18 protein-coding genes are annotated in these 22145 nt (G+C 68.8%); 6 read left to right on the top strand and 12 right to left on the bottom strand.

All coding sequences use genetic code 11. From position 1 onward, the window contains the following. Positions 1–560 (top strand): hypothetical protein (locus tag HR086_RS21255; protein ID WP_254626414.1); only part of this gene is annotated, 560 nt, incomplete at its 5' end. 52 nt (positions 561–612) lie between these two features. Here HR086_RS21255 and HR086_RS21260 read toward each other — a convergent pair. The 5 genes from HR086_RS21260 to HR086_RS21280 all read right to left on the bottom strand — a co-directional run bounded on the left by HR086_RS21260 (position 613) and on the right by HR086_RS21280 (position 5112). Next, positions 613–1803 carry a pyridoxal phosphate-dependent aminotransferase gene (locus HR086_RS21260; protein WP_174459176.1) on the bottom strand — a complete coding sequence of 397 codons (1191 nt, stop codon included), beginning with the start codon at positions 1801–1803 and terminating at the stop codon, positions 613–615. Between the two features lie 51 nt (positions 1804–1854). Continuing rightward, entirely contained in the window at positions 1855–2337 is a 483-nt protein-coding gene (gene coaD / locus HR086_RS21265; protein ID WP_141646023.1) for a pantetheine-phosphate adenylyltransferase, read from the bottom strand. A gap of 45 nt (positions 2338–2382) precedes the next feature. Beyond that, the gene (gene rsmD / locus HR086_RS21270; RefSeq protein WP_174466513.1) at positions 2383–2940 is read right to left on the bottom strand and encodes a 16S rRNA (guanine(966)-N(2))-methyltransferase RsmD; all 558 of its coding nucleotides are present in this window, start codon (positions 2938–2940) and stop codon (positions 2383–2385) included. Positions 2941–2966: 26 nt separating this feature from the next. Next, on the bottom strand, positions 2967–4004 hold the full coding sequence (locus tag HR086_RS21275) for a hypothetical protein (RefSeq protein WP_174466514.1): 1038 nt from the start codon (positions 4002–4004) through the stop codon (positions 2967–2969). A gap of 112 nt (positions 4005–4116) precedes the next feature. After that, positions 4117–5112, bottom strand: a complete 996-nt coding sequence (locus HR086_RS21280; RefSeq protein ID WP_174459178.1) for a cation diffusion facilitator family transporter — start codon at positions 5110–5112, stop codon at positions 4117–4119. Between the two features lie 107 nt (positions 5113–5219). Here HR086_RS21280 and HR086_RS21285 point away from each other — a divergent pair, with 107 nt between their 5' ends. From HR086_RS21285 to typA, 3 genes are all read left to right on the top strand, one after another. After that, a complete protein-coding gene (locus HR086_RS21285) occupies positions 5220–6803 on the top strand; it encodes a sigma 54-interacting transcriptional regulator (RefSeq protein WP_141646027.1) in 1584 nt (527 codons plus the stop codon). Beyond that, positions 6800–7741, top strand: a complete 942-nt coding sequence (locus tag HR086_RS21290) for an alpha/beta fold hydrolase (protein WP_174459179.1) — start codon at positions 6800–6802, stop codon at positions 7739–7741. Before HR086_RS21285 ends, HR086_RS21290 begins: the two co-directional genes overlap by 4 nt. Before the next feature lie 213 nt (positions 7742–7954). Then, entirely contained in the window at positions 7955–9802 is a 1848-nt protein-coding gene (gene typA / locus HR086_RS21295) for a translational GTPase TypA (protein WP_141646029.1), read from the top strand. Between the two features lie 203 nt (positions 9803–10005). Here typA and HR086_RS21300 read toward each other — a convergent pair whose 3' ends face one another. Beyond that, on the bottom strand, positions 10006–10461 hold the full coding sequence (locus HR086_RS21300; protein ID WP_174466515.1) for a MarR family winged helix-turn-helix transcriptional regulator: 456 nt from the start codon (positions 10459–10461) through the stop codon (positions 10006–10008). 157 nt (positions 10462–10618) lie between these two features. Between HR086_RS21300 and HR086_RS21305 the strand changes: the two genes are divergently transcribed. Continuing rightward, the gene (locus tag HR086_RS21305; RefSeq protein WP_174462037.1) at positions 10619–11098 is read left to right on the top strand and encodes a DUF1772 domain-containing protein; all 480 of its coding nucleotides are present in this window, start codon (positions 10619–10621) and stop codon (positions 11096–11098) included. Further along, the gene (locus HR086_RS21310; RefSeq protein WP_174466516.1) at positions 11095–11856 is read left to right on the top strand and encodes an SDR family NAD(P)-dependent oxidoreductase; all 762 of its coding nucleotides are present in this window, start codon (positions 11095–11097) and stop codon (positions 11854–11856) included. Before HR086_RS21305 ends, HR086_RS21310 begins: the two co-directional genes overlap by 4 nt. 12 nt (positions 11857–11868) lie before the next feature. Here HR086_RS21310 and cglE read toward each other — a convergent pair whose 3' ends face one another. The 6 genes from cglE to HR086_RS21340 all read right to left on the bottom strand — a co-directional run bounded on the left by cglE (position 11869) and on the right by HR086_RS21340 (position 22137). Further along, positions 11869–12471 (bottom strand): adventurous gliding motility protein CglE, encoded by a 603-nt coding sequence (gene cglE, locus HR086_RS21315; protein ID WP_174466517.1) that lies wholly within the window; start codon positions 12469–12471, stop codon positions 11869–11871. A 168-nt stretch (positions 12472–12639) separates the two neighbouring features. After that, entirely contained in the window at positions 12640–14688 is a 2049-nt protein-coding gene (locus tag HR086_RS21320) for a TonB family protein (RefSeq protein WP_174466518.1), read from the bottom strand. Between the two features lie 51 nt (positions 14689–14739). Further along, positions 14740–15033, bottom strand: a complete 294-nt coding sequence (locus HR086_RS21325; protein WP_141646035.1) for a hypothetical protein — start codon at positions 15031–15033, stop codon at positions 14740–14742. Between the two features lie 181 nt (positions 15034–15214). Continuing rightward, positions 15215–16711 (bottom strand): lipopolysaccharide assembly protein LapB, encoded by a 1497-nt coding sequence (locus HR086_RS21330; protein ID WP_174459185.1) that lies wholly within the window; start codon positions 16709–16711, stop codon positions 15215–15217. Next, positions 16708–20370 (bottom strand): tetratricopeptide repeat protein, encoded by a 3663-nt coding sequence (locus tag HR086_RS21335; RefSeq protein WP_174466519.1) that lies wholly within the window; start codon positions 20368–20370, stop codon positions 16708–16710. Before HR086_RS21335 ends, HR086_RS21330 begins: the two co-directional genes overlap by 4 nt. A gap of 225 nt (positions 20371–20595) precedes the next feature. After that, on the bottom strand, positions 20596–22137 hold the full coding sequence (locus HR086_RS21340) for a tetratricopeptide repeat protein (RefSeq protein WP_174459187.1): 1542 nt from the start codon (positions 22135–22137) through the stop codon (positions 20596–20598). Positions 22138–22145: the final 8 nt, after the last annotated feature.

Consider the following 22145-nt stretch of genomic DNA (forward strand, 5'->3'; position numbering starts at 1 on the left):
CCGCGGAGAAGGCCCCCGCGCCTCCTCCCGCGCCCAAGCCCGCGACAGCGGCCACGCCGCCACCCGCCCAGCCCATGGCGCCGCCCACGACGGCCGCCATGCCACCGCAAGCCCAGCCCAAGGCCGACCTCGCGCTGCCCCCGCCCGTTCCGGATGAGGGACCAGTGTCGGCGACAGAAGTGAAGATGCGCGACATCCAGACGAGCGCGCGCTTCCTCTTCCAGTGCCTGCTGACGGGCGACGTGCGCAGCACCGCCAACGAGCTGTTCTACCCGTTCCAGCTCGAGGAGAAGCGCTTCGGCACACCCGAGGAACTGGTGGCCGCATGGGTGAAGCAGCTGCGCCTCAAGCGCACGGACCTGGTCACCCTCTTCGACGTGGAGGTGATGACGCTGGAGGCGATGGAGAAGAAGTACGGCAAGGCCCCCGCCCGGCTCGGGCTGGACCTGCGCAACATGAAGGACATCTGGGTCGCCGTGGGCAACCTCTCCGGCCGCGCCGGCGTCTTCGTCTACAAGCCGTACGGCGACGAGCACCGCGCCTTCGCCTACACGGACTGAGCCTCACCCCGGCGACACCCTCTGGGGGACGCCGGGGCTCGAGTCCGGGGTTTCAGCGCAGCGCCTGGACCAGCTCGCCCAGCCGCGTAAGCCCCTTGCCGAGCACCTCGCGCGAGGTGGCGAAGCTCATGCGGATGTACCCCTCCGCGCCGAACGGGTCTCCCGGCACGGCGGCCACACGGAAGTCGTCGAGAAGGATCTCCGACAGCTGCAGGGAGCCCGTCACGGCCTTGCCCTTGTAGGGCCGCCCGTAGAGGCCCCGGACGTCCGCGAGCGCGTAGAAGGCGCCCTCCGGCATCCGGCACCGCACCCCGTCCAGCGCGTTGAGGCCACCCACGAAGAAGTCCCTGCGCGCGCGGTACTCCGTCACCATCATCGCGATGGTGTCCGGCGGCCCCTGCAGCGCGGCCAGCGCGGCCTTCTGGCCGATGGACGACGCGTTGGAGGTGGACTGGTCCTGCACCAGTTGCATCGCGGACAGCACCGGCCGGGGCCCCGCCGCGTAGCCCATGCGCCAGCCCGTCATGGAGTACGCCTTGCTCATCCCGTTGACGACCACCAGCCGGGGCACCAGGTCCGGCGCCACATCACTGATGCCCAGCCGCTCGCCTGTGTAGAGGAGCTTCTCGTAGATGTCGTCCGTGACGATGAGGCAGTCATGGCCGCGCACGGCGTCGGCGATGCCCTCCAGCGCGGCGCGCGAGTACACCGCGCCCGTGGGGTTGCCCGGGCTGTTGATGATGACGGCGCGCGTGCGCGGCGTGAGCGCGCGACGGATGGCGTCCGGGTCCGGCGCGAAGCCGTCCTCCTCGCGCGTGGCGACGATGACGGGCGTGGCGCCCGCCAGCCGCACCATGTCCGGATAGCTGACCCAGTACGGCGAGAAGATGAGGACCTCGTCGCCCTCGTCCAGCACCGCCTGGCAGAAGTTGTAGAGCGCCTGCTTGCCACCGGACGTCACGAGCACCTGCTCCGGCGTGAAGCGCAGCCCGTTGTCGCGCTCCAGCTTGCGGCAGATGGCCTCGCGCAGCTCGGGGATTCCCGCCGTGGCCGTGTACTTCGTGAAGCCGGCCTTCAGCGCGTCGATGGCCGCCTGCTTGATGTAGTCCGGGGTGTCGAAGTCCGGCTCGCCGGCCGCCAGGGCCACCACGTCCACGCCTTGGGCCGCGAGCGCCTTGGCGCGGGAGTTGAGAGCGAGCGTTGGAGACGGCTTGATGGCCTGGAGCCGACGGGCGAGTTTCATGCGCGAATGCGTAGCGCGGCGGCGCCGGCCCGACAAGTGCCGCGAAGGGGGCTACGTCTTCCGCGCGAACTTCGCCTTCAGGGCCTCGTGCACGTTGGGCGGAACCAGCCCCGTGACGTCACCGTTGAAAGAGGCGACTTCCCGCACGAGCTGGGAGGAGATGTAGAAGTAGTCCTCCCCGGTCATCATGAAGACAGTCTCCACCGTGGGCGCCAGCTTGCGGTTCATGTTGGCGAGCTGGAACTCGTATTCGAAGTCCGACACCGCCCGGAGCCCCCGGACGATGACGCTTACCCCCCGGCGCTTGACGTAGTCCACCAGGAGACCGTGGAAGGCGTCGACCTCCACCCTCGGGTCCTTCACGGCGTCGCGAATCAAGTCGCGTCGCTCGTCCTCGGTGAAGAGCGGGGTCTTCTTCGGGTTCACCGCGATGGCGACAATGACCTTGTCGAACATCTTCAGGCTGCGCTGAATGAGGCTCAGGTGCCCGTTGGTGAGCGGATCGAACGAACCTGGGTAGATGGCGACCGGCATGTGACAGGGAGTCTCGAACGGCCCCGGATGCCGGTCAAGCAATGGTCAGGGCGCCCGGTAGAAGCTCACCAGGGTGTCCCCGAACCGACGCTGGTCCTCCAGGGTCAACCCCGCATGGGCATCCGGGGCATTCTCCCGCTTGTCGTGCTCCACCACGAGCATTCCGCCCGGCGAAAGCAGCGCCGCCCCCGTCACCCCGTCCAGCACCGTCTCCACGACGCGCGCGGCATAGGGCGGGTCCGCGAAGATGAGCTCGAAGCGCTCGTTGCGCCGCTGCAGGAACGCGAGCGCCCGGACCACCGGCTGGGCGAGCAGCTCCACCTGGCTCGTGAAGCCCAGCCCGTCCGTGTTCTGCCGACAGAGGGCCTGGGCCTCCCGGTCCTGGTCCACCAGCACCACGTTCCCCGCGCCCCGGGACAGGGCCTCCAGGCCCAGCGCGCCGGTACCCGCGTACAGGTCCAACACCCGCTGGCCGTCCAGGAACTGGCCCAGCACGTTGAAGACGGTCTCCCGGACACGGTCCGCCGTGGGGCGGATGTGAAGCGATGTGGACTTGGGGCCGGCAATGGCCCGGCCCTTCGCGGAGCCTGAGACGATTCGCATGGCGGCCCTTCTACACTGCGCGGCGGCTACTCGCCCCGGTTCTCCGCGAGGAAGCGCATGACGGAGCCGCCCGTGCCCACCGCGCCCAGCGCGGCGAAGACCTCCGACGCCTCCGCGAACGACAGCGCCTCCAGTCGATCCCTCGCCTTCGGCTCCAGGGGCGGCAGGCTGTCCTCCAGCACGCTCAGCAGCTCTCCGGCCGCCACACCCGAGGCCGCCGACTTCTCCTCCACGCTCGCGCGGATGTCCGCGGACCAGGAGCCCAGCGCGAGCCGCTCGAAGGGGCCCACGCAGTCCACCTTGCGAGCACCGGCCGCGACATACGTCGGCAGCGTCCGGGGGAAGCCCTCGCGCACGTCTCCCACGCAGACCACCGCGCCGTACTCCGCGGCCAGGTCCACCACGGAGCGCAGCATGCCCACGTCCGGCTCGCCGCCGCCCAAATCCCGCTCCGAGACGCGCACGAAGCGCACCGGCACCTTCCACTGCTTGAGCCCCTCCAAGAGCGTGCGGTACGCGTCCAGCAGGCCGCCATTCGCCGGGGCCGGGGCGCTCAGCTCCAGGGACAGCTCCCGCTCCGTCACGGGGCCCACCAGCGCGTTGACGGCCTCCACGGCGGCGTAGGAGTCCAGCCGCGACAGGTCCAGGGACACCAGCGAGAAGCCCGCGTCCACCACCCGGAAGATGCCCTCGCGCAGCGGACCGAGCGAGTCCTCGTCCGCCGTCGTCACCCGCACGGGGCCCGCCTGGAGGAACAGGGGCCGCGAGTGCTCCGCCTCCGTCGCGGCCTCGTGTACCGCGGCGACGAAGCGCTCCGCCGCGCCCCGGTCCGCCGTGGGGTGGGGACATGCCAGGCCGAGCACCGCGTCCTCGGAGCGCGCCGCGCGCAGCAGTCCGGGCAGGGCGCCCTTCGCCTGCACCGGCAGGCAGGGCAGCGCCACGGGGAAGCGCTCCAGCGCGCGCAGCGGCTCACGCGGGTTGAGCAGCGGAATGCGAGAGCCCGGGCCCACTCGGGCCACCGTGTTGCCGGGTCGCAATGACAGCACCTTGTCCAGCACGCTCATGGGGCGCGGAGAATCGTCCGCCCGCTGGGCCCAGCGCAAGGTGAAGCTTGAGGGAGCGTCCGTTGCGCTACGCGGCCCCCACCCACGAGGGCAGGTCGGCGAGCGCCCGCTCTCAGTGCACCTCGCCCAGGTGGGCGTAGGTCTCGCTCTCTATCTGGATGGTGGTGTGGTCGATGCCGAACCTGTCGAACAGGTCATGCTTCACCGCCGAGAGAATCTCGTCGTTGTTGCAGACCATGGGGTCGAGCACCACCAGGTGCGCGGACAGCGCGTACACGCCGCTGGAGATGGTCCACACGTGCAGGTCATGCACCGCCGTCACGCCGGGCACGCGCAGGAGCAGCTCCTTCACCTGCGGCATGTCCACGTGCGAGGGCACCGCCTCCATCAGCACGTCCACCGCGTCGCGCACCAGCCGCACCGCGCCCACCACGATGACCACCGAGATGACCGCGGAGATGATGGCGTCCACCACGAACCAGCCGGTCAGCGCCATGATGCCCGCGCCAATCAGCACGCCCACCGAGGACAGCGTGTCCCCGAGCACGTGCAGGAACGCCCCCCGGACATTCATCGAGTGCGTGCGGTGCAGGAAGCCCAGCGCGCCCAGGTTCGCGAAGAGGCCCACGGTGGCCACCACCGCCATGGGCCCCAGCTTCACCGGCGTGGGCGTCTGGAAACGCTCCCAGGCCTCGAAGAGGATGAAGCCGGTGATGCCCAGGAGCAGCACGCCGTTGAGCAGCGCGCTCAAGATCTCCATCCGGTAGTAGCCGTACGTCTTCTTCACGTCCGCCGGCTTGCCCGCGAACCACAGGGCGACGAGGCTCAGCCCCAGCGCGGACACGTCCGTCAGCATGTGGCCCGCGTCCGACATCAGGGCCAGCGACTGCGTCAACCAGCCCCCCACCGCCTCCGCCAGGGCGATGGTCGCCGTCAGGACGAGCGCGAAGATGAGCCGCGTGCGGTCCTTGCGTCGCTCCTCCGCCACCCCACCCTTCCGGGGGCCGTGCCCATGCCCGTGCCCATGGTGATGATGACCGTGGTCATGCCCGTGGTCGTGGTCATGCCCATGCCCTGCCCCGCCGCGAGTGTGAGTGGAGGTAGTCACGGGAGAGAGAAGTGCGGATACAGCCCGGTCCTGAGGTATGAGAAGTGAGAAACGCGATTCCGACGGCCCGGTTCCCTCCCCGGTGCGCGGGCCGGACGGAGGTAGGGATGGACTTCGAGAAGCACCAGAGCCTGCACACCATCATCATGCTGAGAGATGTCATCCGCAAGTGGTGGCAGATGGAGCTCTCCTTCGCGGATCGGCATGGCGTGGTGCACGAGTGGCAGCGTGGGGACATTGCCCCGCCCCCCAATCCGTTCTGCCGAATCTCCCTCTTCTCGAAGGAAGGCCTGCGGCGCTGCAGCCAGTCGGTCCGGGTGCTGCACGAGAAGTTCCGGGGCAACAAGAAGGTGCGCCGCTCGCTCTTCCACGACTGCCACCTCAACTTCAGCATCGTGGGCGCGCCGCTCTACGTGGACAACGAGTACGCGGGCTGTCTCTTCGTGGAGGGCTTCGCCCGGCAGATGCTCAACGCGCGCGACGTGGAGGTGCTGCGCTCGCGGCTGCTCCAGTTCGCGCCGCCGTTCTCCGACCTGGACCGCGCCGACGAGCGCGTGCCCGTCCTGGACGGCTCGGAGCTGGCGAAGCTGTCGGACCTGCTGGAGTTCGCGGCGCAGGAGATCGCCACCCACGAGTCGGAGCTGGCGCGGCGCGAGGAGCAGGCCCCGCCCCCGTCCCCCGAGGCGCTGGAGCGCTACCGCTTCGAGAAGATCATCGGCCGCTCCGGGCCGATGATGGAGATCTTCCGGCTGATGGAGAAGGTGGCCAACTCCGACTCCACCGTCCTCATCAACGGCGAGTCGGGCACGGGCAAGGAGCTGGTGGCGCGGGCCATCCATCACAACGGTCCGCGCAAGGACCAGCCGTTCGTGGTGCAGAACTGCTCGGCCTTCAACGACAACCTGCTGGAGAGCGCCCTCTTCGGCCACACGCGCGGCGCCTTCACCGGCGCGCTGCGCGACAAGAAGGGCCTGTTCGAGGTGGCCGACGGCGGCACCTTCTTCCTGGACGAGGTGGGCGACATGTCCCCCGCCCTCCAGGTGAAGCTCTTGCGCGTGCTCCAGGAAGGCACCTTCCTGCCCGTGGGTGGCACGCACCACAAGGAGGTCAACGTCCGCGTCGTCGCCGCCACGCACAAGGACCTGGGCGAGCTGGTGAAGCGGGGCGAGTTCCGCGAGGACCTCTTCTACCGCATCAACGTCATCCGCCTGCAGCTCCCGCCGCTGCGCGAGCGCCGCGATGACCTGCCCGTCCTCATCGACCACTTCCTGCGCAAGCACCACCGCGAGGGCCAGCGCACCCGAGGGCTGTCCACCGAGGCCCTGGCCATCCTCGGCGCCTACGCGTGGCCGGGGAACATCCGCGAGCTGGAGAACGAAATCGAGCGGCTGCTCGTGCTCGGCGGAGACCTGGAGATGCTGCCCGCGGAGCTCTTGTCCAGCCGCATCCGCGACGCCGTCGTCCCCGGCGGAGGGCCGTTCATCCCCCCGCGCGCCCACGGCCGGCTGCACGAGGCGGTGGAGGCGCTGGAGCGGGAGATGATTCACCAGGGCCTGTTGCGCACGCGCAACAACAAGAGCCGCCTGGCGCGGGAGCTGGGCATCAGCCGCTCCAACCTCATCTTGAAGATCGCCCGCTACGGCTTGGACAGGGGCCTGCCCGAGGACGACGAGGCGGAGGCGGAGGCATGAGCGCGCAGGCCGTCTACTTCCATCAGGACTTCCTGCACGTCCCGGACGGCGCGGAGCTGTACTACCAGGTCACCGGCGACGGTGAGCCGGGCGTGGTGCTGTGCGACGGGCTGGGCTGTGACGGCTTCGCCTGGAAGTACCTGGCGCCCTACCTCTCACGGCGCCACCGCGTGCTGCGCTGGCACTACCGGGGCCACGGTCGCTCCGGCATCCCCGAGGACCGCGAGCGCATCGGGATGCTGTACACCTGCGATGACCTGCAGCGGGTGATGGACGCGGCGGGAATGGAGCGCGCCGTCCTCTTCGGCCACTCCATGGGCGTGCAGGTGGCGCTGGAGTTCCACCGCCGCTACGCCAGCCGCGTGCAGGGCCTGGTGCTGTTGTGTGGCAGCTACGGCAACCCACTGGACACCTTCCACGACTCCACCGTCCTCAAGAAGATGTTCCCCACCCTTCGCCGGGTGGTGGAGCGCTTCCCCGAGCAGTCCGCCCGGCTCATCCACGCGGCGCTGCGCACGGAGCTGGCGGTGCAGCTCGCCATCTCCCTGGAGATGAATCGCGAGCGCATCGCCCGGAACGACCTGGCGCCGTACTTCGAGCACCTGGCCCGCATGGACCCCGTCGTCTTCGTGCGGACGCTCGACTCGCTGTCCGAGCACTCCGCCTGGGACCACCTGCTGCACGTGGACGTCCCGTCCCTCGTCGTCGCCGGCGAGCGCGACAAGTTCACCCCCGGCTGGTTGTCCCGGAAGATGGCCGCCCGGATTCCCGACGCCGAGCTGGTCCTCATCCCCGACGGCACCCACACCGCCCCCCTGGAGGCCCCGGGGCTGGTCGAGGTCCGCATCGAACGCTTCCTCCGCGAGCGGCTGGGCATGCCTTCCACCCCCGGCTCCCTGGGCGGCAAGGCCTGGAATTCCTCCCCAGTGGGTTCCTGAGGGTGACGCTCGGGTGACGAGATGCCCCGGATACCCGGCCTTTACCCTGTCGGGCGGGGTGTACCCCCTGGCTGAACGTCCGGGGAGCATCCGCGCTCATTGCAGGAGCCGCACTCACGGCATATAAGCCCCCGCCTTCCGGGTTCCGGTGGGGATCGGGAGACCTGTCCACAACGCGGCTTCCCCCCCGCCATTCACCTCAGTTTGGTTCGTATGATTCCTCGCGAAAACATCCGTAACGTCGCCATCGTCGCCCACGTCGACCATGGCAAGACCACGCTCGTCGATCACCTGCTGCGGCAGGCGGGCACTTTCCGTAGCAACGAGCACGTCGCCGAACGGGTGATGGACTCCAACGACCTCGAGCGCGAGAAGGGCATCACCATCCTCGCGAAGAACACCGCGGTCAGCTACAAGGGCATGCAGATCAACATCATCGACACCCCGGGCCACGCCGACTTCGGTGGTGAGGTGGAGCGCGGTCTGCGCCTCGTCGATGGCGTCATCCTGCTGGTGGACGCGGCCGAAGGTCCCCTGCCCCAGACGCGCTTCGTGCTCACCAAGGCGCTCGCCATGGGCCTGAAGACGGTGCTGGTCATCAACAAGATCGACCGTCAGGACGCTCGCGCTCCCGAAGTGTTGGACCTGGTCTACTCGCTCTACATCGACCTGGGCGCGGACGATAAGCAGCTGGAGATGCCCGTCCTGTACACCGTGGCCCGTCAGGGTCAGGCGTCCACGTCGCTCGAGGTGCCCGGCAAGACGCTGGAGCCCTTGTACGACGCCATCATCAAGCACATCCCGCCCCCGTCCGCGTCGGAAGAGAAGACGCCGCAGCTGCTGGTGGCGAACCTGGACTACGACGACTACGTCGGCCGCCTCGCGGTGGGTCGCGTGCAGGCCGGTCGCTTCACGCCGAACATGCCCGTCTCCGTCGTGCGCGAGGGTGGCAAGGTCGAGCAGGGGAAGATCGTCAAGCTGTTCGGCTTCTCCGGTCTGAAGCGCGTCGAAATCCAGGACGCGGGCCCCGGTGAAATCGTCTCCATCGCCGGCATCGAGGACGTGTCCATCGGCGACACGTTCGGCGACCCGGAGAAGCCCGTGGCGCTGCCGCGCATCACCGTGGATGAGCCCACGATGATGATGATCTTCAAGGTCAACGACGGGCCGCTGGCGGGCAAGGAAGGCAAGTTCGTCACCTCCCGCAACCTGCGTGAGCGCCTGTACCGCGAGGCCTACCGCAACGTGGCCGTGCGCGTGGAGGACACGGAGACGCCTGACGCGTTCCGCGTCGTCGGCCGTGGCGAACTCGCGCTGGCCGTCATCATCGAGAACATGCGCCGCGAGGGCTACGAGCTGACCGCCTCCAACCCGGAGCCGATCACCAAGCACATCGACGGCGTGCTGCACGAGCCGATGGAGTTGGTGTTCTGCGACGTGCCGGAGACCAGCGTCGGCGTGGTGACGGAGCGCATGGGGCCTCGCAAGGGCCGCATGTCGGACATGGCGCCGCTGGGCTCGGGCCGCACCCGCCTCCAGTTCCGCATCCCCGCTCGCGGCCTCATCGGGTTCCGCTCGGAGTTCCTCACGATTACGCGTGGTGAGGGCATCATGAGCAGCCAGTTCGACGGCTTCGAGCCGTGGTTCGGCTACATCCCGAAGCGGCAGAACGGCGCCATCGTGTCGGACCGCCTGGGCGACACCGTGCCCTACGCGCTGTTCAGCATCCAGGAGCGCGGCTACCTGTTCGTCCCCGCCGGCATCACCGTGTACGAGGGGATGATCATCGGCGAGCACGCTCACCCGTCCGAGCTGAACGTCAACTGCTGCCGCGAGAAGAAGCTCACCAACATCCGCGCCGCTGGCCGCGACGAGAACGTCATCCTCGTCCCGCCCCGCGAGATGGGGCTGGAGAAGGCCCTGGAGTGGATCGCCGACGACGAGCTCGTGGAAGTGACGCCCAAGTCCGTGCGCATGCGCAAGAAGTCGCTGGCCGTGGGCGAGCGCTACCGCGCCGAGCGCGACCGCAAGCGTGAAGAGCGCGCGGCCGACGCCGAGTAGTCCCGACGCCGGCCCCAGGCCGGTGTAGCACCCAGGGCCCGTTCCCGATTTCGGGGGCGGGCCCTTCGTGCGTCCAGGCTCAGGGGGGCGCCGCGACGGCGTCGGGTCCACGTCCAACCCCTCGCACTCCGGTGACACGCGAAGGTGCGCGCACCGAGGCTCCCGTGGTGGAGCGCACCCGTGCGGGGCCGCCGTGGCCCGGGTCAGCGGTCGCCGGTTCCTCGAGGGGGTGCCAATCGCTCGAAGATGCCGCGCAGTTGCTCCAGCTCCGCCACGTCGAGCTGGAGCAGCTCGGGCGGTGGCTCGTACATCCCCTCCTGGAGCTGACGCCGGGCCTTCGCGCCACGCGTGGTCAGCGCCACGCGCTTCACCCGCCGGTCCTTCGGGTCCGCCGTCCTCGCGGCCAGCCCTCGCGCCTCCAGTCGGTCGACCATCCAGGTCGCATTGGAGGCATCACACCCCCACTCCTCCGCCAAAGCGCGCATCACCTTCCCCGCTCCCGCCTCGAGGCTGGAAAGCGCGCGAGCATCGTTGGGCGTGAGGCCCAGCCGCTCCAACACCCGGTCTCTCTGGGCGCGCGTGCGCATGAAGAAGCCGAAGCAGTGTCGCCAGACCTCTTCCGCCAGCGCTTCCTTCCGTTTCGAGCCGTCCCCAGCCATGGACCGAATGTGCCTCGCACCCACCTCGATTGCGAGGCCTCCTTCACATAATTTAACGGATTCAATAGTTGAATGACTTCAACCTTCTCCCAATCATCCCGGTGACGACGGGCCGGGGATTCGGTCTTCGCCGACGCCGGGCCCGACGGAGGTCACCATGGGGAAGAAGCGGTCACTCTACATCCTGCTGTACTGCAGCTTGTTGTTCGGGCTGGTGCTCGGCGCGGGCATCAACGAAGCCCTGTTCGTGATGCCGGCCTGGTTCCAGGCGCCCCCCACGTCCCTGCTGCTGATTGGTGAGCGGGCCGGGAGCGCGATGGCCTTCTGGCTGCCTCTCCAGGCGGCGTTGCTCGGGACGCTCGTCGCATCCCTCGTGCTCAACTGGCGCTCACCGGTTCGCCGCAAGCTGCTCGCTGGAGCCCTGGGTGCCTACGTCCTGGTCTGGGTCCTGTCGGGGGCGATCTTCGCCCCGGAGATCAACGCCCTGGCCGCTGCGGGGGCGCAGGGGCCCTACGACGGGGAGCTGGCGGCGCGCGGACAACGCTGGCTCCAGCTCTCCTGGAGCCGCCATGTCGTGCTCGCGCTGGGCTGGGTCCTGGTGGGCGGCGCCATCTCGAAGTGGGAGGCGGCGTCATGACGAGCCACGGCTCGTTGAGCGGCAAGGTCGCCATCGTCCTCGGCGCCAGCCGGGGCATCGGCGCGGTGACGGCCCGGACGTTCGCGGACGCGGGCGCCTCCGTGGTGCTGGCGGCGCGTTCCGAGGACGCCCTGCGCGCGCTCGCCGATGACATCCAGGCGCAGGGAGGCACCGCCCTCCCCGTCCCCACGGACCTGGGCGACGAGGCGTCCATCGAGGCCCTGGTCCGCACCACCGTCGCGCGCTTCGGTCGGCTGGACGCGGCCTTCAACAACGCCGCGGATGGGCACATGCCCGCGCCCCTGGCGAAGCTCTCCGTCGAGGACCTGGACCGCGCCTGGCGCATCAACGTGCGAGGCTTCTTCCTCGCCATGAAGCATCAACTCACCGCGATGCTCGCGTCCGGCGGAGGCGCCATCGTCAACATGGCATCCACCGCGGGGCTCCAGGGTGTCCGGGGCATGGGCGGCTACAGCGCGACCAAACACGCCATCATCGGGCTCACGCGCTCCGCCGCGCTCGACTACGCGGACCAGGGCATCCGGCTCAACGTCGTCGCCCCGGGGCCCATCCTCACCGGCCGCATCCAGCAGCTCCCCGAGGAGCGCCGGGCACCCATCGTCCGCGCGGTGCCCATGGGACGCATCGGAACGCCGGAAGAGGTCGCTCGGGCCGTGACCTGGCTGTGCTCGGACGCGGCGTCGTTCGTCACGGGAACGACGCTCGCTGTCGACGGAGGCAGGCTCGCGGGCGCCTGAGCGCGGTGGGGCTCAGAACGTGTACTTCACCTTCGGGAAGATGGCGAAGGAGGTGATGTTGGGGCCGATGACGTAGCGGGCCAGCAGGTCCGCGCCCACGGAGAAGTGGTCCATGCCCGTGGCGTACTCCAGCCCCACGCCCACGCCCGCGTTGGGCGAGCTGATGGCCCGGCCTGGGTTTCCCTCGTCCGGGTCCACCGGCGCGGGGTCCATCCGCGTGTAGCCAGCGACGAGCTTGGGCGTCAGGTACAGCCGGTCCATCAGCCGCACGTGGTACGCGGCCGAGACGTCCAGGAACTGCATGGTGAAGTTGTCGGAGAGCGCGCACGTCTCCGTGCCCGGCAGATAGCCCGCGAAGCAGTTCTGCGCGGACGAGCCCATGCCGAAGTGCGCGCCCAGCGAGATGCGCTCCGTCAGGTCATAGCCCACCCCGAGCTGCAGGTAGGTCTGCGCGTTCGAGTACGCGTTCTCACCGCCCACGGTGAAGAACACGCCGATGTTGGTGTCGGTGTAGAAGCCGCGGCGCGGCTGAAAGTCCACCCCTTCCGGGGGCGTGGCCGCGAGGGCCGGAGTCGACAGCAGCGCAAGCGCGGCAACCAGCTGGGACTTCTTCACGGGTCCTCCCCACGCGGTGCCCTCCCGGTCCAACCGGAAGCGGCGCCGGACGTTAGTGACGCCCCCCTCACTTCGGCAATGAGGGGCTGAAATGAAAGTGGCGTGGACCGTTCCGTCCACGCCACTTGAGGGACGCTCAGGGCGTCCCGACAGCGCCCGCGTCCGCTATCAGCCCTCGCCCTCGGAACCGGCGGGCGAGAACATCCACGGATACGTCACCGCCACCACGCCGCCGCCCTTGGGCTCCGGGAACTTCCAGCGACGGATGCGGGAAATCATGCACTGCTCCGCGCGGGAGTTGCCCAGCGTCGACTCGGAGACGGTGGCGTCGGAGACCGCGCCCGTCGGGTCGATGGTGAACGCCACCGCGACCTTGCCCGCCAGACTCGGCTCCTTGTTCAGCTCCGACTCGTAGCAGTACTTGATCTCGTTCTGGTGCCGCCGGATGACCTTGGCGATGACGTCCTTGTCCAGGCCGCCGACCACGGTCGTCTTGCCGGGGATGACCTTGGTGATGGACTTGCCACGGCCGCCCAGGTCGATGCCGCCCGAGCCACCCGCGCCACGTCCGTCCCCCTTCGTGCCCAGGCCACCGATGCCCATGGCCGTGCCGCCACCACCGGTGCCTCCGCCACGAGAGCCCAGGCCCCCCACGCCCTGCGCGTCACCCATGGCCGCGCCGCCCTTGAGGCCACCCAGCGCGTTGTTCAGGCCGGTGCCGAAGCCGCCCGGGCCGAACACGTCCGAGGCGCCGCCCTTCATGCCCTTGAACGCGCCCAGCAGGCCGACCTTGCCCACCACCTGGCGGTCCTTCTCCTTCTTCGTCTTGTCGACCACGGGCGTGCCGGGCTTGGACGGAGCCGCTTCCGCCTGCTTCGCGTCCTCCTTGCCGAACTTGCCCTCCTCGTCCTTCGCCTTCACGCCCTCCTCCACGCCGGTGAGCTGGAGCTTCTTCTGCTCCAGCTTCTTCTCCGGCGTGACGAGGAACTTCGCCACGCGCTGCTGGGACTCGAAGATGTCGTCGTGCGGCGCCCGCTCCGCGCGCGGTGTCAGCGCCATCGCCAGCACCACCGCCACGCCCGCCATCAGGCAGATGGTGGCGATCTTGAAGAACGTGTAGTCCGCCTCCACCAGCGCGTTGGCCGCGATGACCGGCGACGGTTTCACGTACCGCGCCACGAAGGCCACCGTGCCGAGCGACACCTCCACCCGGTCATGCAGGCCCAGCTTGAAGACCTGCTCCTTGTCCTCCGCCGTCCCGGTGAGCTGCCCCGCCGCGCGCAGCGCGTCCTTCGGCTTCACGTTCCCACGCTCGGTGACGATGGCACCCGAGCCCGCCGGCACGTGCACTTCCAGCACGTCCCCCCGGCTCACCGCCAGCTCGTACCGCTTGCCCACCGAGGGCACATAGACGTTGAAGAAGTTCTTCTTCCCTTCGCCGATGGTGACGGGGACGCCGTCCTTGAAGTGTTGTACCTGCAACAGCGTGTCGCCCCACAGCATCGACACCTGGAGTACCTTTTCCCGGGCCGTGGGCATCGCCTCGAGCGGGAGCTGCTCCTGCAGGTGGGGAAGCACCGCGCGCCTGGGCGCCGCGGCGACGGGTGGCACCGGAGCAGGCCGTTCCACCCGGGCCGCTGGAGGCGGAGGTGGAGGCCCCACGCGATTCACCGCGGGAGGTGCCACCCGCTCGGTGCGCAGTCCACCCACGGACTGGGCAGGCTCCGAGCGAGGGCTCGTGAAGACGAACCCTCCGCGCGTCTGGCCTGCTCCCGCCGAGGGCGGTGTCACCACCTGCGGTATCGCCATGGGCACCGGTGTCGGCGCCCGCTGCGTCACCGAGCCCTGGAAGCGCGGTCCGGACACCTTGGCTCCCGCGGGAGCCTGGCGCTCGGGTGGGTCGCCTCCGAAGAGGACCTCCACCCGCGTGCCGCCCACGCGAAGCACGTCCCCGGGTTTGAGCGCCGTGGGGATGACCAGCTTCTGGCCACTCACCTCCGTGCCGCCCTCGCTCCCGAGGTCGATGGCCGTGACCGAGCCGTCCTTGTCTACCTTGAGCATCACATGGAGATTGGAGACCCGCGGATCCTGAATCTTCACCGCCGCTTGGGCGCCCGACCCCACGATAACGCTCTCCGCCTCCGACACGGTTTCCACCGTGGAGCCATCAGGCCCCGTGATTCGAAGGGTCAAGCCGTTGTTCTTCGCCGCCGCCATGAGGATTCTTCCTTCTTCCCTTCCGCTCCCGAAAACGCCTGACCGCCGCCGCTAGAGGTTGTCGACGGACTTCTGAAGCTCCGGGTCGAAGTTCTCCCGGACCTTGATGAGACTCTGGAAGTCCGTCTTCTTGCGGTGGAGCACGTATGAGCCTTCCGGCTTCGTCAGCTCGCCCTCCACCGCGACATCGGTGAAATCGATCACCGTCTTCTTCCGGAAGACCGTGCGGTCCTCCTCCTGGACGATCTTCACCGTGTCCTTCGATTGACCCTGCTCCTGCGCCATCGCCACTGGCGCACTGAACAGCAGCCCCACCACCGTCACCGTCGATGCCAGACGCCTCATACCCAGCCCTCCTGTTGCTTCCTCGGGTGTGACAGCGGGTTCTCGAAGAGGTACCCGCGAGTCCTTGCACGGGGCGATCCAAATCCAAGTCCCTGAATCCTATGGAACTCGCTCGCCGCCTTCCACGTGGGGGCCTGGAGGATGGAAAAAACTTCCCCCAGACCCTGTCATCCCTGCCGTCCTACTTCGTGGGCGGAGCGCTCGCACCCTGGGGCGCCGGCACTGGTGCGGGAGCAGACGTGCCCGTGCCCTCACCGCTCGGCTGCGCGGCCTCCGCTGGAGCGCTCTCGGTTGCCTCGGGCGTCGTCGCCCCTTCGACTGCCCCGGCGCCTTCCGCGGGGGGAGGCGTGGCCTCCGTGGGCGCGTTCGCGTCCTGCGGGAGCTGGTTCAGCATGGAGCCCGCGCCACCGGTGGCTTCGTCCTTCTTCTCGCCTTCCGCGCCGGCGGTGGCGGCCTCCGGCGGTGGGGCCTTGAGCATGTTCTGGAGGCCCTGGACCTTGGCGGTGATCATCTGCCGCTCTTGTTCAGTGGTGGACTCCAGTGACTTGCAGCGGTCCAGGAAGGCCACGGCGCGCTCCCAGCCCGTGCGGTCCGAGGCGAAGGCCCAGCCCGCGCCGCACACGGCCTCGGGCAGGTCCGCGCGATTGGCGAGCACCTTCTCGAACGCCTCGCCCGCCGCGATGCCCTTCTTTGAGTCGCGCCCCTTCTGTCCATCCAGCGCCCAGGCCAGCGACAGGCGCGCCTCCGTGGAGTCCGGCTCCAGTTCGAGCGCGCGGGTGAAGGCCCGCTCGGCGCCCGCGTAGTCGCGGTAGCTGAGCGCCAGGGCACCGAGGTTGAGGTGGCCCGGGGCGTACTTCTCGTCGAGCGACACGGCCTTCTGGAACTGCGCGAGCGCGCGCGGCCGCTCGTCGAGCTTCAGGTAGACCATGCCCAGCAGGTTGTAGAGGGACGGGTCCTTCTCCGCGTGCTTGCGCGCGGTGCCCACGAGCAGCTCCGCGAGGCGGTACTTCTCGCGAGCGTAGGCCACGTACGCCAGGTTCTTGTACGCGTCCGGGTGGTCCTTGTTGCGCTCCAGCACGCGGCGCGCGGTGAGCTCGGACTGGTCCAGCTTGCCCAGCTGTCGGTAGGTCGCGGAGAGGCCGTTGAGCAGCGCCGCGTCGTGCGCGTGACCGGGTGCCTTCAGCGCCTTCTCGAAGAGGGCAATCGCATCATCCCCCCGCTCCTGCTTGCGGTAGACGCTGGCCAGGTTGACCACCGAGGGCGTGTGCGCCGGCTCCAGCAGGAGCACCTTCTCGTAGGCGTTGCGCGCGTCGTCCACGCGGCCCTGGCGTTCGGCGATGACGCCCAGGTTGAACTGCGAGTTGAGGCTCTGCGGCGACTTCGCCAGCACCTTCTCGAAGCCCTGACGGGCGGCGTCCAGGTCTCCGGCTTCATAGGCCTGGAGGGCCTGGGTGAAGTGGTCGGAGGCGCTGGCCTCCTTCGCCTCCGGCCGCGCGAGCTGGGATGGCGTCGTCGAGGAGGCCGGCGCGGAGGGCGCCTGCTTCGTCGGCAGCGCGGAGGGCTTCTGCTGAGGACCCGAAGCGCACCCGGCCGTGAAGGCCAGCGAGCCGACGACGAGCGAGCGGAACCATTTCATCGGCATCATTCCCGTGGAAGTCTTCGACGTGTCGCGAGTCATGGCCGCACCTCCTGCACCGCGGCCGTGGGTGCCTGCGTTCTGTCCTCGGAGGCCGGCGGCTTCGGAGCGCCCTCCTTCGGCTCGGCGGGAGCCGTGGGGGCATTCGAGTCCGGGGGCGGTGCCGGCGTGGCGGTGGCACCCGCGGCTCCTCCGGGTTCCTTCGCGAGGTCGGCCGTCGCGAGCGTGTCGCTGCTGCGGTAGCCCACCTGCCGCACCTGCGCATAGGCGCCCGGGTGGAAGCGGTTCACCTGGTCCTGCGCGGCCAGCGTCCAGGGGCCGTAGAGCCCCAGCTCGTAGGACTTCTCCAGCGCCTTCTCCAGCGCCTCGTTGGCCTTGTCCTCGAGGGGCAGCGCGAGGTTCTCCAGCTCCGCGCGGTACATGCCGAGCTGGTCCTCATCGAGCCCCGTCGGGTCCGGCGAGTCCATGATGTTGCGAGCGAAGTCCGCGTAGGCCAGGCCGATGCGCGTCAGCGAGGCGATGCCCCACTCACCCGAGCCCGTGGAGAGCACCGCGAGGTACTCCTTTTCAATGCGCTGGATTTCGCGCTGCTTGGCGGCCAGGTCCCTGCGGATGGTGCTCACCCGCGTGAAGCGGATGTCCGAGTAACGCTTCCACGTGGGCTCCAGCGCCAGGAAGCGCGCGTGGGCGTACGCGTTGAGCGTCGCATCCTCCTTGCGCACCGCCTCGGGCAGCCGGCCGTACGAGCGCACCAACTCCGCCTGCACGCGCTCCTGCTCGCGCGCGTTCTTGAGCTGCTGCCACGCGAGCAGCTCGTGGTAGCGCGCCAGGTAGAGCTGCGCGGGCGTCGCACGCGAGTCCCGTCCGTAGCCGTCCGCGAAGGCGGCGAACGCACGGGCCGCCTCGCTCCACTTGCGCTCCTTCTCCCAGACGAGCGCGGCCGAGTAGGCCACCTGCGGCACGTCCTTGCGCTCACGGAAGCGCATCACGTAGGCGTTGTAGGCGGCCACGGCCTTCTGGGCCTCACCGGCGCCCTCCCACCACACGCCCGCGTTGAACTGGGCATCCGCCACCCAGGCCCCCGCCTCGGCCACCAGCGCCTTGCGCTCGGCGGCCTTCTGCGAGCGGCGCGAGTCCGCGTCCTCCTCGCCTCCCGGCGTGTCGCTCTTCTTCGCCGTCGTCTTGGCGCGAGCGTCCTTCGACTTCTTCCCCTCGGCCTCGCCGGCCTTGAGCGCGGCGTCGTACTGGGCCACGAAGGACTCGGCCAGCGTCGCCGCCTTGCGGTAGTCGGCGACCTTCTCGTAGAGGCCCGCCAGCGTGTAGCGCGCCTTCAGCTCGAAGGGGCTGCGCGGGTATTCGGCCAGGACGCGCTCACCCGCCTCGATGCCCCGGTCCAGTTCGCCGGCCTCCTGGGCGATGGACATGGCGTAGACGAGCGCGCGGTCCGCGTTCTCCGACCTGGGGAACTCCTTCACGAACTTGAGGAACTCCTCGGCGGCCTTCTTCGGGTTTTTCTCCTGCTTGTAGACGACCTCGTCCACCCACTTGTAGTGGCTGCCCTCCACCACGCGGCCCACGCGAAGCGCGAAGTCGGAGCCGAGCTTGGCCAGCTTCTTGTTGTCGAGGAACTTGCGCGACAGCGTGGCGAGCTCCAGCCACTCCTGGCGGCTCTCCAGCACGTACATGGTGAGGTCCGCGGCGTCACGCGAGCGACGCTCCTCGGGGAACTTCTCGATGATTTCGCCGAAGCGCCGCGCCGCGTCCACGAAGTGGCTGCGGTCATAGAGGATGACGGCCGCCTGGTAGCGCAGGTCGATTTCATCCTGCGTGTCCGGGTAGAGCTTCACGTACGTGTCGCACGCGGAGACCAGCCTCTCCTCGAACTTCGTCAGGGACTCCTCTTCCTTCTCCTTCGCGTCGCGCTTGACGATCTTCTGCCGCGCGACGTCGCCCTTGTCCTTCTTCTCGTCGACCTTCTGGCCGTCCTTGAGGTCGCTCTTCGCGAGCTGACCGCGCTCGATTTTGACCAGCTTGTCGTAGGCGAGGATGGCGTTGAACGCGGCGCTCTTGCGGTAGCTCTCGCTGGAGACCTCTCGCGCGGAGTCGCGGTCCGGAATCTTGAACGCCACCACCGCGTCGTACTCGGCCGCCGCGGCCTGCCACTCCTCGAGCGCCCAGAGAATCTCCGCGTAGAAGAAGCGGAGGTTGAAGGCGGAGTCCGCCACGTACTCCGGGTTGGAGCTGGAGGCGAACGCCTCCACGTACTGCTTGTAGATGTCGCGCGCGAGCCGGTACGTCTCCACCTGGCGCGTCTTCTGCGCCTCCTGGTGGTACTCCGTCACCATCACCCGCATCGCCTCTTCCGTGACGTTGAAGGCGTTGCGCAGCACGGGGGCCTTGCCCTCGTTGGACTTCCACCACTCGCCACCCGGGCTGTAGAGGTCCACCATCCGCTTCATCTCCTTGCGGACCTGCTGCCGCTGGCGCAGACCCTCGAAGGCGCGGACGACGGCCTGCTGGTACTCGGGCGCGCTGACGCCCATGGGCTCGTCATCGATGAGCGTGCGGTAGAGCAGGATGGCGCTGTCGAAGTGACCCGCGTCCACCAGGCCCGCGGCCGTCTTGGCGATGAGCCGGCCCTGGCGCTTCGCCGGCGCCTTCTCGCGGAAGTAGGAGATGGCCTGCTTGGGCTGATCCAACTGGACGTAGAAGACCGTCAGGTCATTGAGCGCCTCGGTGCGCAGGTCACCCAGCTCCGGCTGCTTCGCGGCGTAGTCCACGACTTCGTGCAGCTTCTTCAGGCCCGCGTCGTAGTCGCCAGTGTTGTAGTCGCACCAGGACAGCTTGTAGACGGCGTAGCCGTAGATCTTCGGCACCCCGGAGTCGCGGGCCTTCTCGTAGTTGGCCTTGGCGGGGATGAGCTTGTTCGACTCGAAGTAGTGATTGCCGAGCTGGATGTACGCGTCCGGCACGAACTGCGAACGAGGGAAGTCCTTGATGAGCTCCTCGTAGCGGGCCACGGCGTCGTCACGCCGGCCCAGCTCGTAGAGGTTGTAGCCCATGGAGAAGAGGACCTCGTCGCGCTGCGGGTACTGCGGGTATCCCCGAAGGATGTCCTCGTAGATGCCCATCGTCTCCGTGCGGTAGCGCTCGCTCTCGCGATGGTCCTGCTTGGGGGCCTCCAGCTTCTCGCCCCGCGCCTGGGCCGCGTCGAACTTCTTCTCCTCCGCGAGGAAGCGGTCCATCTCCAACTGGTAGAGGTACTTGGACTTCTCCCAGTACAGCTCCGACAGGCGGTAGAGCATCTCCGCCTTCTGCTGATTGCCGTCCTGGAGTTTGGGGATGAGGCGCTTGAAGGCTTCAATCGCCTCGTCGCGCTTCTTGTCCGCCAGCGCGTTCTTGCGCGAGTCCGCGATGCGAGGAATGTCGGCGAACTTGGCGGTGGCGGGCTTCACGCGCGCCGGACCGCGCCGCACGTCCTCCGGCGCGACACCCGGCGGTGGCGCCGCCTTCTCCTCCGCCTTCTTCGCCTGGGCGCCCTTCTTCGCCGCGCCCGCCGCACCGGACGTCTTCGACGCCGACGACGCCGCGGGCCTCTTCATCGCCTTGCGCGCTGGCGCTTCCGCCGCCTCTCCCACCCCGCCGCCAGTAGCGAGCGCCACGCCCACCGCCAGCGCACCGAAACGAAGCACCACCTTCATGCGAGCTCCCGACTGTGAAGCCGCCCCGACCACCGAGCAGCCGTTCGCCCGGGCACGAGGGACGAACGAAAGTAGACGCGCACTCCACGAATGAGAAGTGGCGTGGAACGCCTCTTGCGATGGCATGCAGCGCACCAACAACGCCGAAGGGGACCACCCCGGCACCTGATGTGCGCCAAGGAGGTCCCCTCGTGGACGATGTCTGGGCAACCGTGGCCCATGGCGTCACGGCTGTTGTTGCTCGGCTGTCTTCGCCGGGCAGCCACGCTTCAGCGTGTACTGGTAGTAGCCAATCTCGTCGATCCAGAACTCGCCCTGGAACTTCCAGTAGTTCCACGCCGCGCCCGGCATCTTCGGGCGGTACAGCGACTGGCGCGTGAGCAGCGCCTTCTGGTCCACGCCCGCCTGCAGCAAGTCCTTCTCGTCCAGCGCCGTCTGCACGCGGATGATTTCGGCCTGGTCGGAGAAGGTCCGCAGGTTGTCCGCCGCCTCGCGAATGCGGCTGCGCGCCAGCGTGCCGCCCACCTGGAGCAGCGTGCCGCGCACGTCCTCCAGCGAGGCCACCGTCTGCGTCGCCAGGGGCGTGCCGCGCCACGGGCCACCGCTCAAGTCCCGCTTCTCCTCATCCAGCTTCGCCAGCACGCGCATCACCTCGCGGATGCGCTCGTTGTTGCGCAGCCACAGGTACACCGGACGCGGCAGCCGGCGGTTCTCCGCGGCCACCAGGTTGTAGGCCTGCACCAGGTCGCCATCCTCGGCGGTGAAGGGCTCCAACTGCTTGGCCATGGGGCCATACAGCTCGTCGAAGGCCGCCAGCGTCGTCTTCACCTCGTCGTAGAGGCACGAGTAGTAATAGACGGTCGACTTGAGGATCCACGACTCCGGCTGGAAGGCCCCGGCGAACTGCGGCGCATGCAGCGCCTGGAGGCTGCCGAGCGCGCCACCGAAGTCCTCGTTCTGGAAGCGCGCGAAGCCGTTCTCGAAGAGGGACTGGTCCCAGTAGCGCGTGTAGCGCGGCACCTTCTCGTAGGCGACGGTGGCGTCGGCGTACTCGCCACGGCGGTAGTGCAGCCGGCCCAGGCCGATGAGGGCCAGGTGCTGCGTCGCCTTCAGCTCCACCTGCGGTTCCTTCGACGACAGCGAGGCGTTGAAGGCGGCCAGCGCCTCCTTGTCCAGCGCCTCGCCCTCACCGGGACGGCCCGGGAAGCGCGGGTCCGCGAGCACCACGCCCAGCAGGTAGCGAGCCTTCGCGTAGACGCGGCTGTCCTTCGGCACCGCCTCCAGCAGCGAGCGCGCCTCCTCGAAGCGCATGCGGCGCTGGCTCACCGTGCCCACCAGGTAGTTGATGCGGGCGAGCACTTCCTTGGGCAGCGTCACCCACTTGTCCCGCACCTCCTCCGAGTACGCCTGGTTGAGGATGCTGGGGATGAGGTTCTGCTCGTCCAACTGCTGCTGCATGTCCACCAGCCCCTCCACCGCCTTGAGGTACGAGGGGTGCGAGGGCCCGGCGTTGACGATGGCCGCGTAGGAGATGAAGGCCGAGACGGGCAGGCCCTTCTTCGCCAGCGACTGCGCGAGGAAGAACTCCGCCTTGCCCTTCGTGTCCGCGTCACCGCCGGACTCCGAGGCCTGGAAGAAAAGCGGCGCGGCGGTGTCGAAGTCACCGGCATTGAAGGCGGCCAGCGCGCGGTTGTAGCCACCCGAGTCCTGCTGGGCGGCCACCGCGAACGGCGCCAGGACGACGAGGATGTGGAGCAGTCGTTTCATGGCGAGTC

The organism is Myxococcus sp. CA039A (assembly GCF_013336645.1).
GTDB lineage: Bacteria > Myxococcota > Myxococcia > Myxococcales > Myxococcaceae > Myxococcus > Myxococcus llanfairpwllgwyngyllgogerychwyrndrobwllllantysiliogogogochensis.

Bases quoted from the DNA above. Each gene is read 5' to 3' on its own strand.
- HR086_RS21260 (WP_174459176.1), bottom strand. From the start codon at position 1,803: ATGAAACTCGCCCGTCGGCTCCAGGCCATCAAGCCGTCTCCAACGCTC.
- coaD (WP_141646023.1), bottom strand. From the start codon at position 2,337: ATGCCGGTCGCCATCTACCCAGGTTCGTTCGATCCGCTCACCAACGGG.
- rsmD (WP_174466513.1), bottom strand. From the start codon at position 2,940: ATGCGAATCGTCTCAGGCTCCGCGAAGGGCCGGGCCATTGCCGGCCCC.
- HR086_RS21275 (WP_174466514.1), bottom strand. From the start codon at position 4,004: ATGAGCGTGCTGGACAAGGTGCTGTCATTGCGACCCGGCAACACGGTG.
- HR086_RS21285 (WP_141646027.1), top strand. From the start codon at position 5,220: ATGGACTTCGAGAAGCACCAGAGCCTGCACACCATCATCATGCTGAGA.
- HR086_RS21290 (WP_174459179.1), top strand. From the start codon at position 6,800: ATGAGCGCGCAGGCCGTCTACTTCCATCAGGACTTCCTGCACGTCCCG.
- typA (WP_141646029.1), top strand. From the start codon at position 7,955: ATGATTCCTCGCGAAAACATCCGTAACGTCGCCATCGTCGCCCACGTC.
- HR086_RS21300 (WP_174466515.1), bottom strand. From the start codon at position 10,461: ATGGCTGGGGACGGCTCGAAACGGAAGGAAGCGCTGGCGGAAGAGGTC.
- HR086_RS21305 (WP_174462037.1), top strand. From the start codon at position 10,619: ATGGGGAAGAAGCGGTCACTCTACATCCTGCTGTACTGCAGCTTGTTG.
- HR086_RS21310 (WP_174466516.1), top strand. From the start codon at position 11,095: ATGACGAGCCACGGCTCGTTGAGCGGCAAGGTCGCCATCGTCCTCGGC.
- HR086_RS21320 (WP_174466518.1), bottom strand. From the start codon at position 14,688: ATGGCGGCGGCGAAGAACAACGGCTTGACCCTTCGAATCACGGGGCCT.
- HR086_RS21325 (WP_141646035.1), bottom strand. From the start codon at position 15,033: ATGAGGCGTCTGGCATCGACGGTGACGGTGGTGGGGCTGCTGTTCAGT.
- HR086_RS21330 (WP_174459185.1), bottom strand. From the start codon at position 16,711: ATGACTCGCGACACGTCGAAGACTTCCACGGGAATGATGCCGATGAAA.
- HR086_RS21335 (WP_174466519.1), bottom strand. From the start codon at position 20,370: ATGAAGGTGGTGCTTCGTTTCGGTGCGCTGGCGGTGGGCGTGGCGCTC.
- HR086_RS21340 (WP_174459187.1), bottom strand. From the start codon at position 22,137: ATGAAACGACTGCTCCACATCCTCGTCGTCCTGGCGCCGTTCGCGGTG.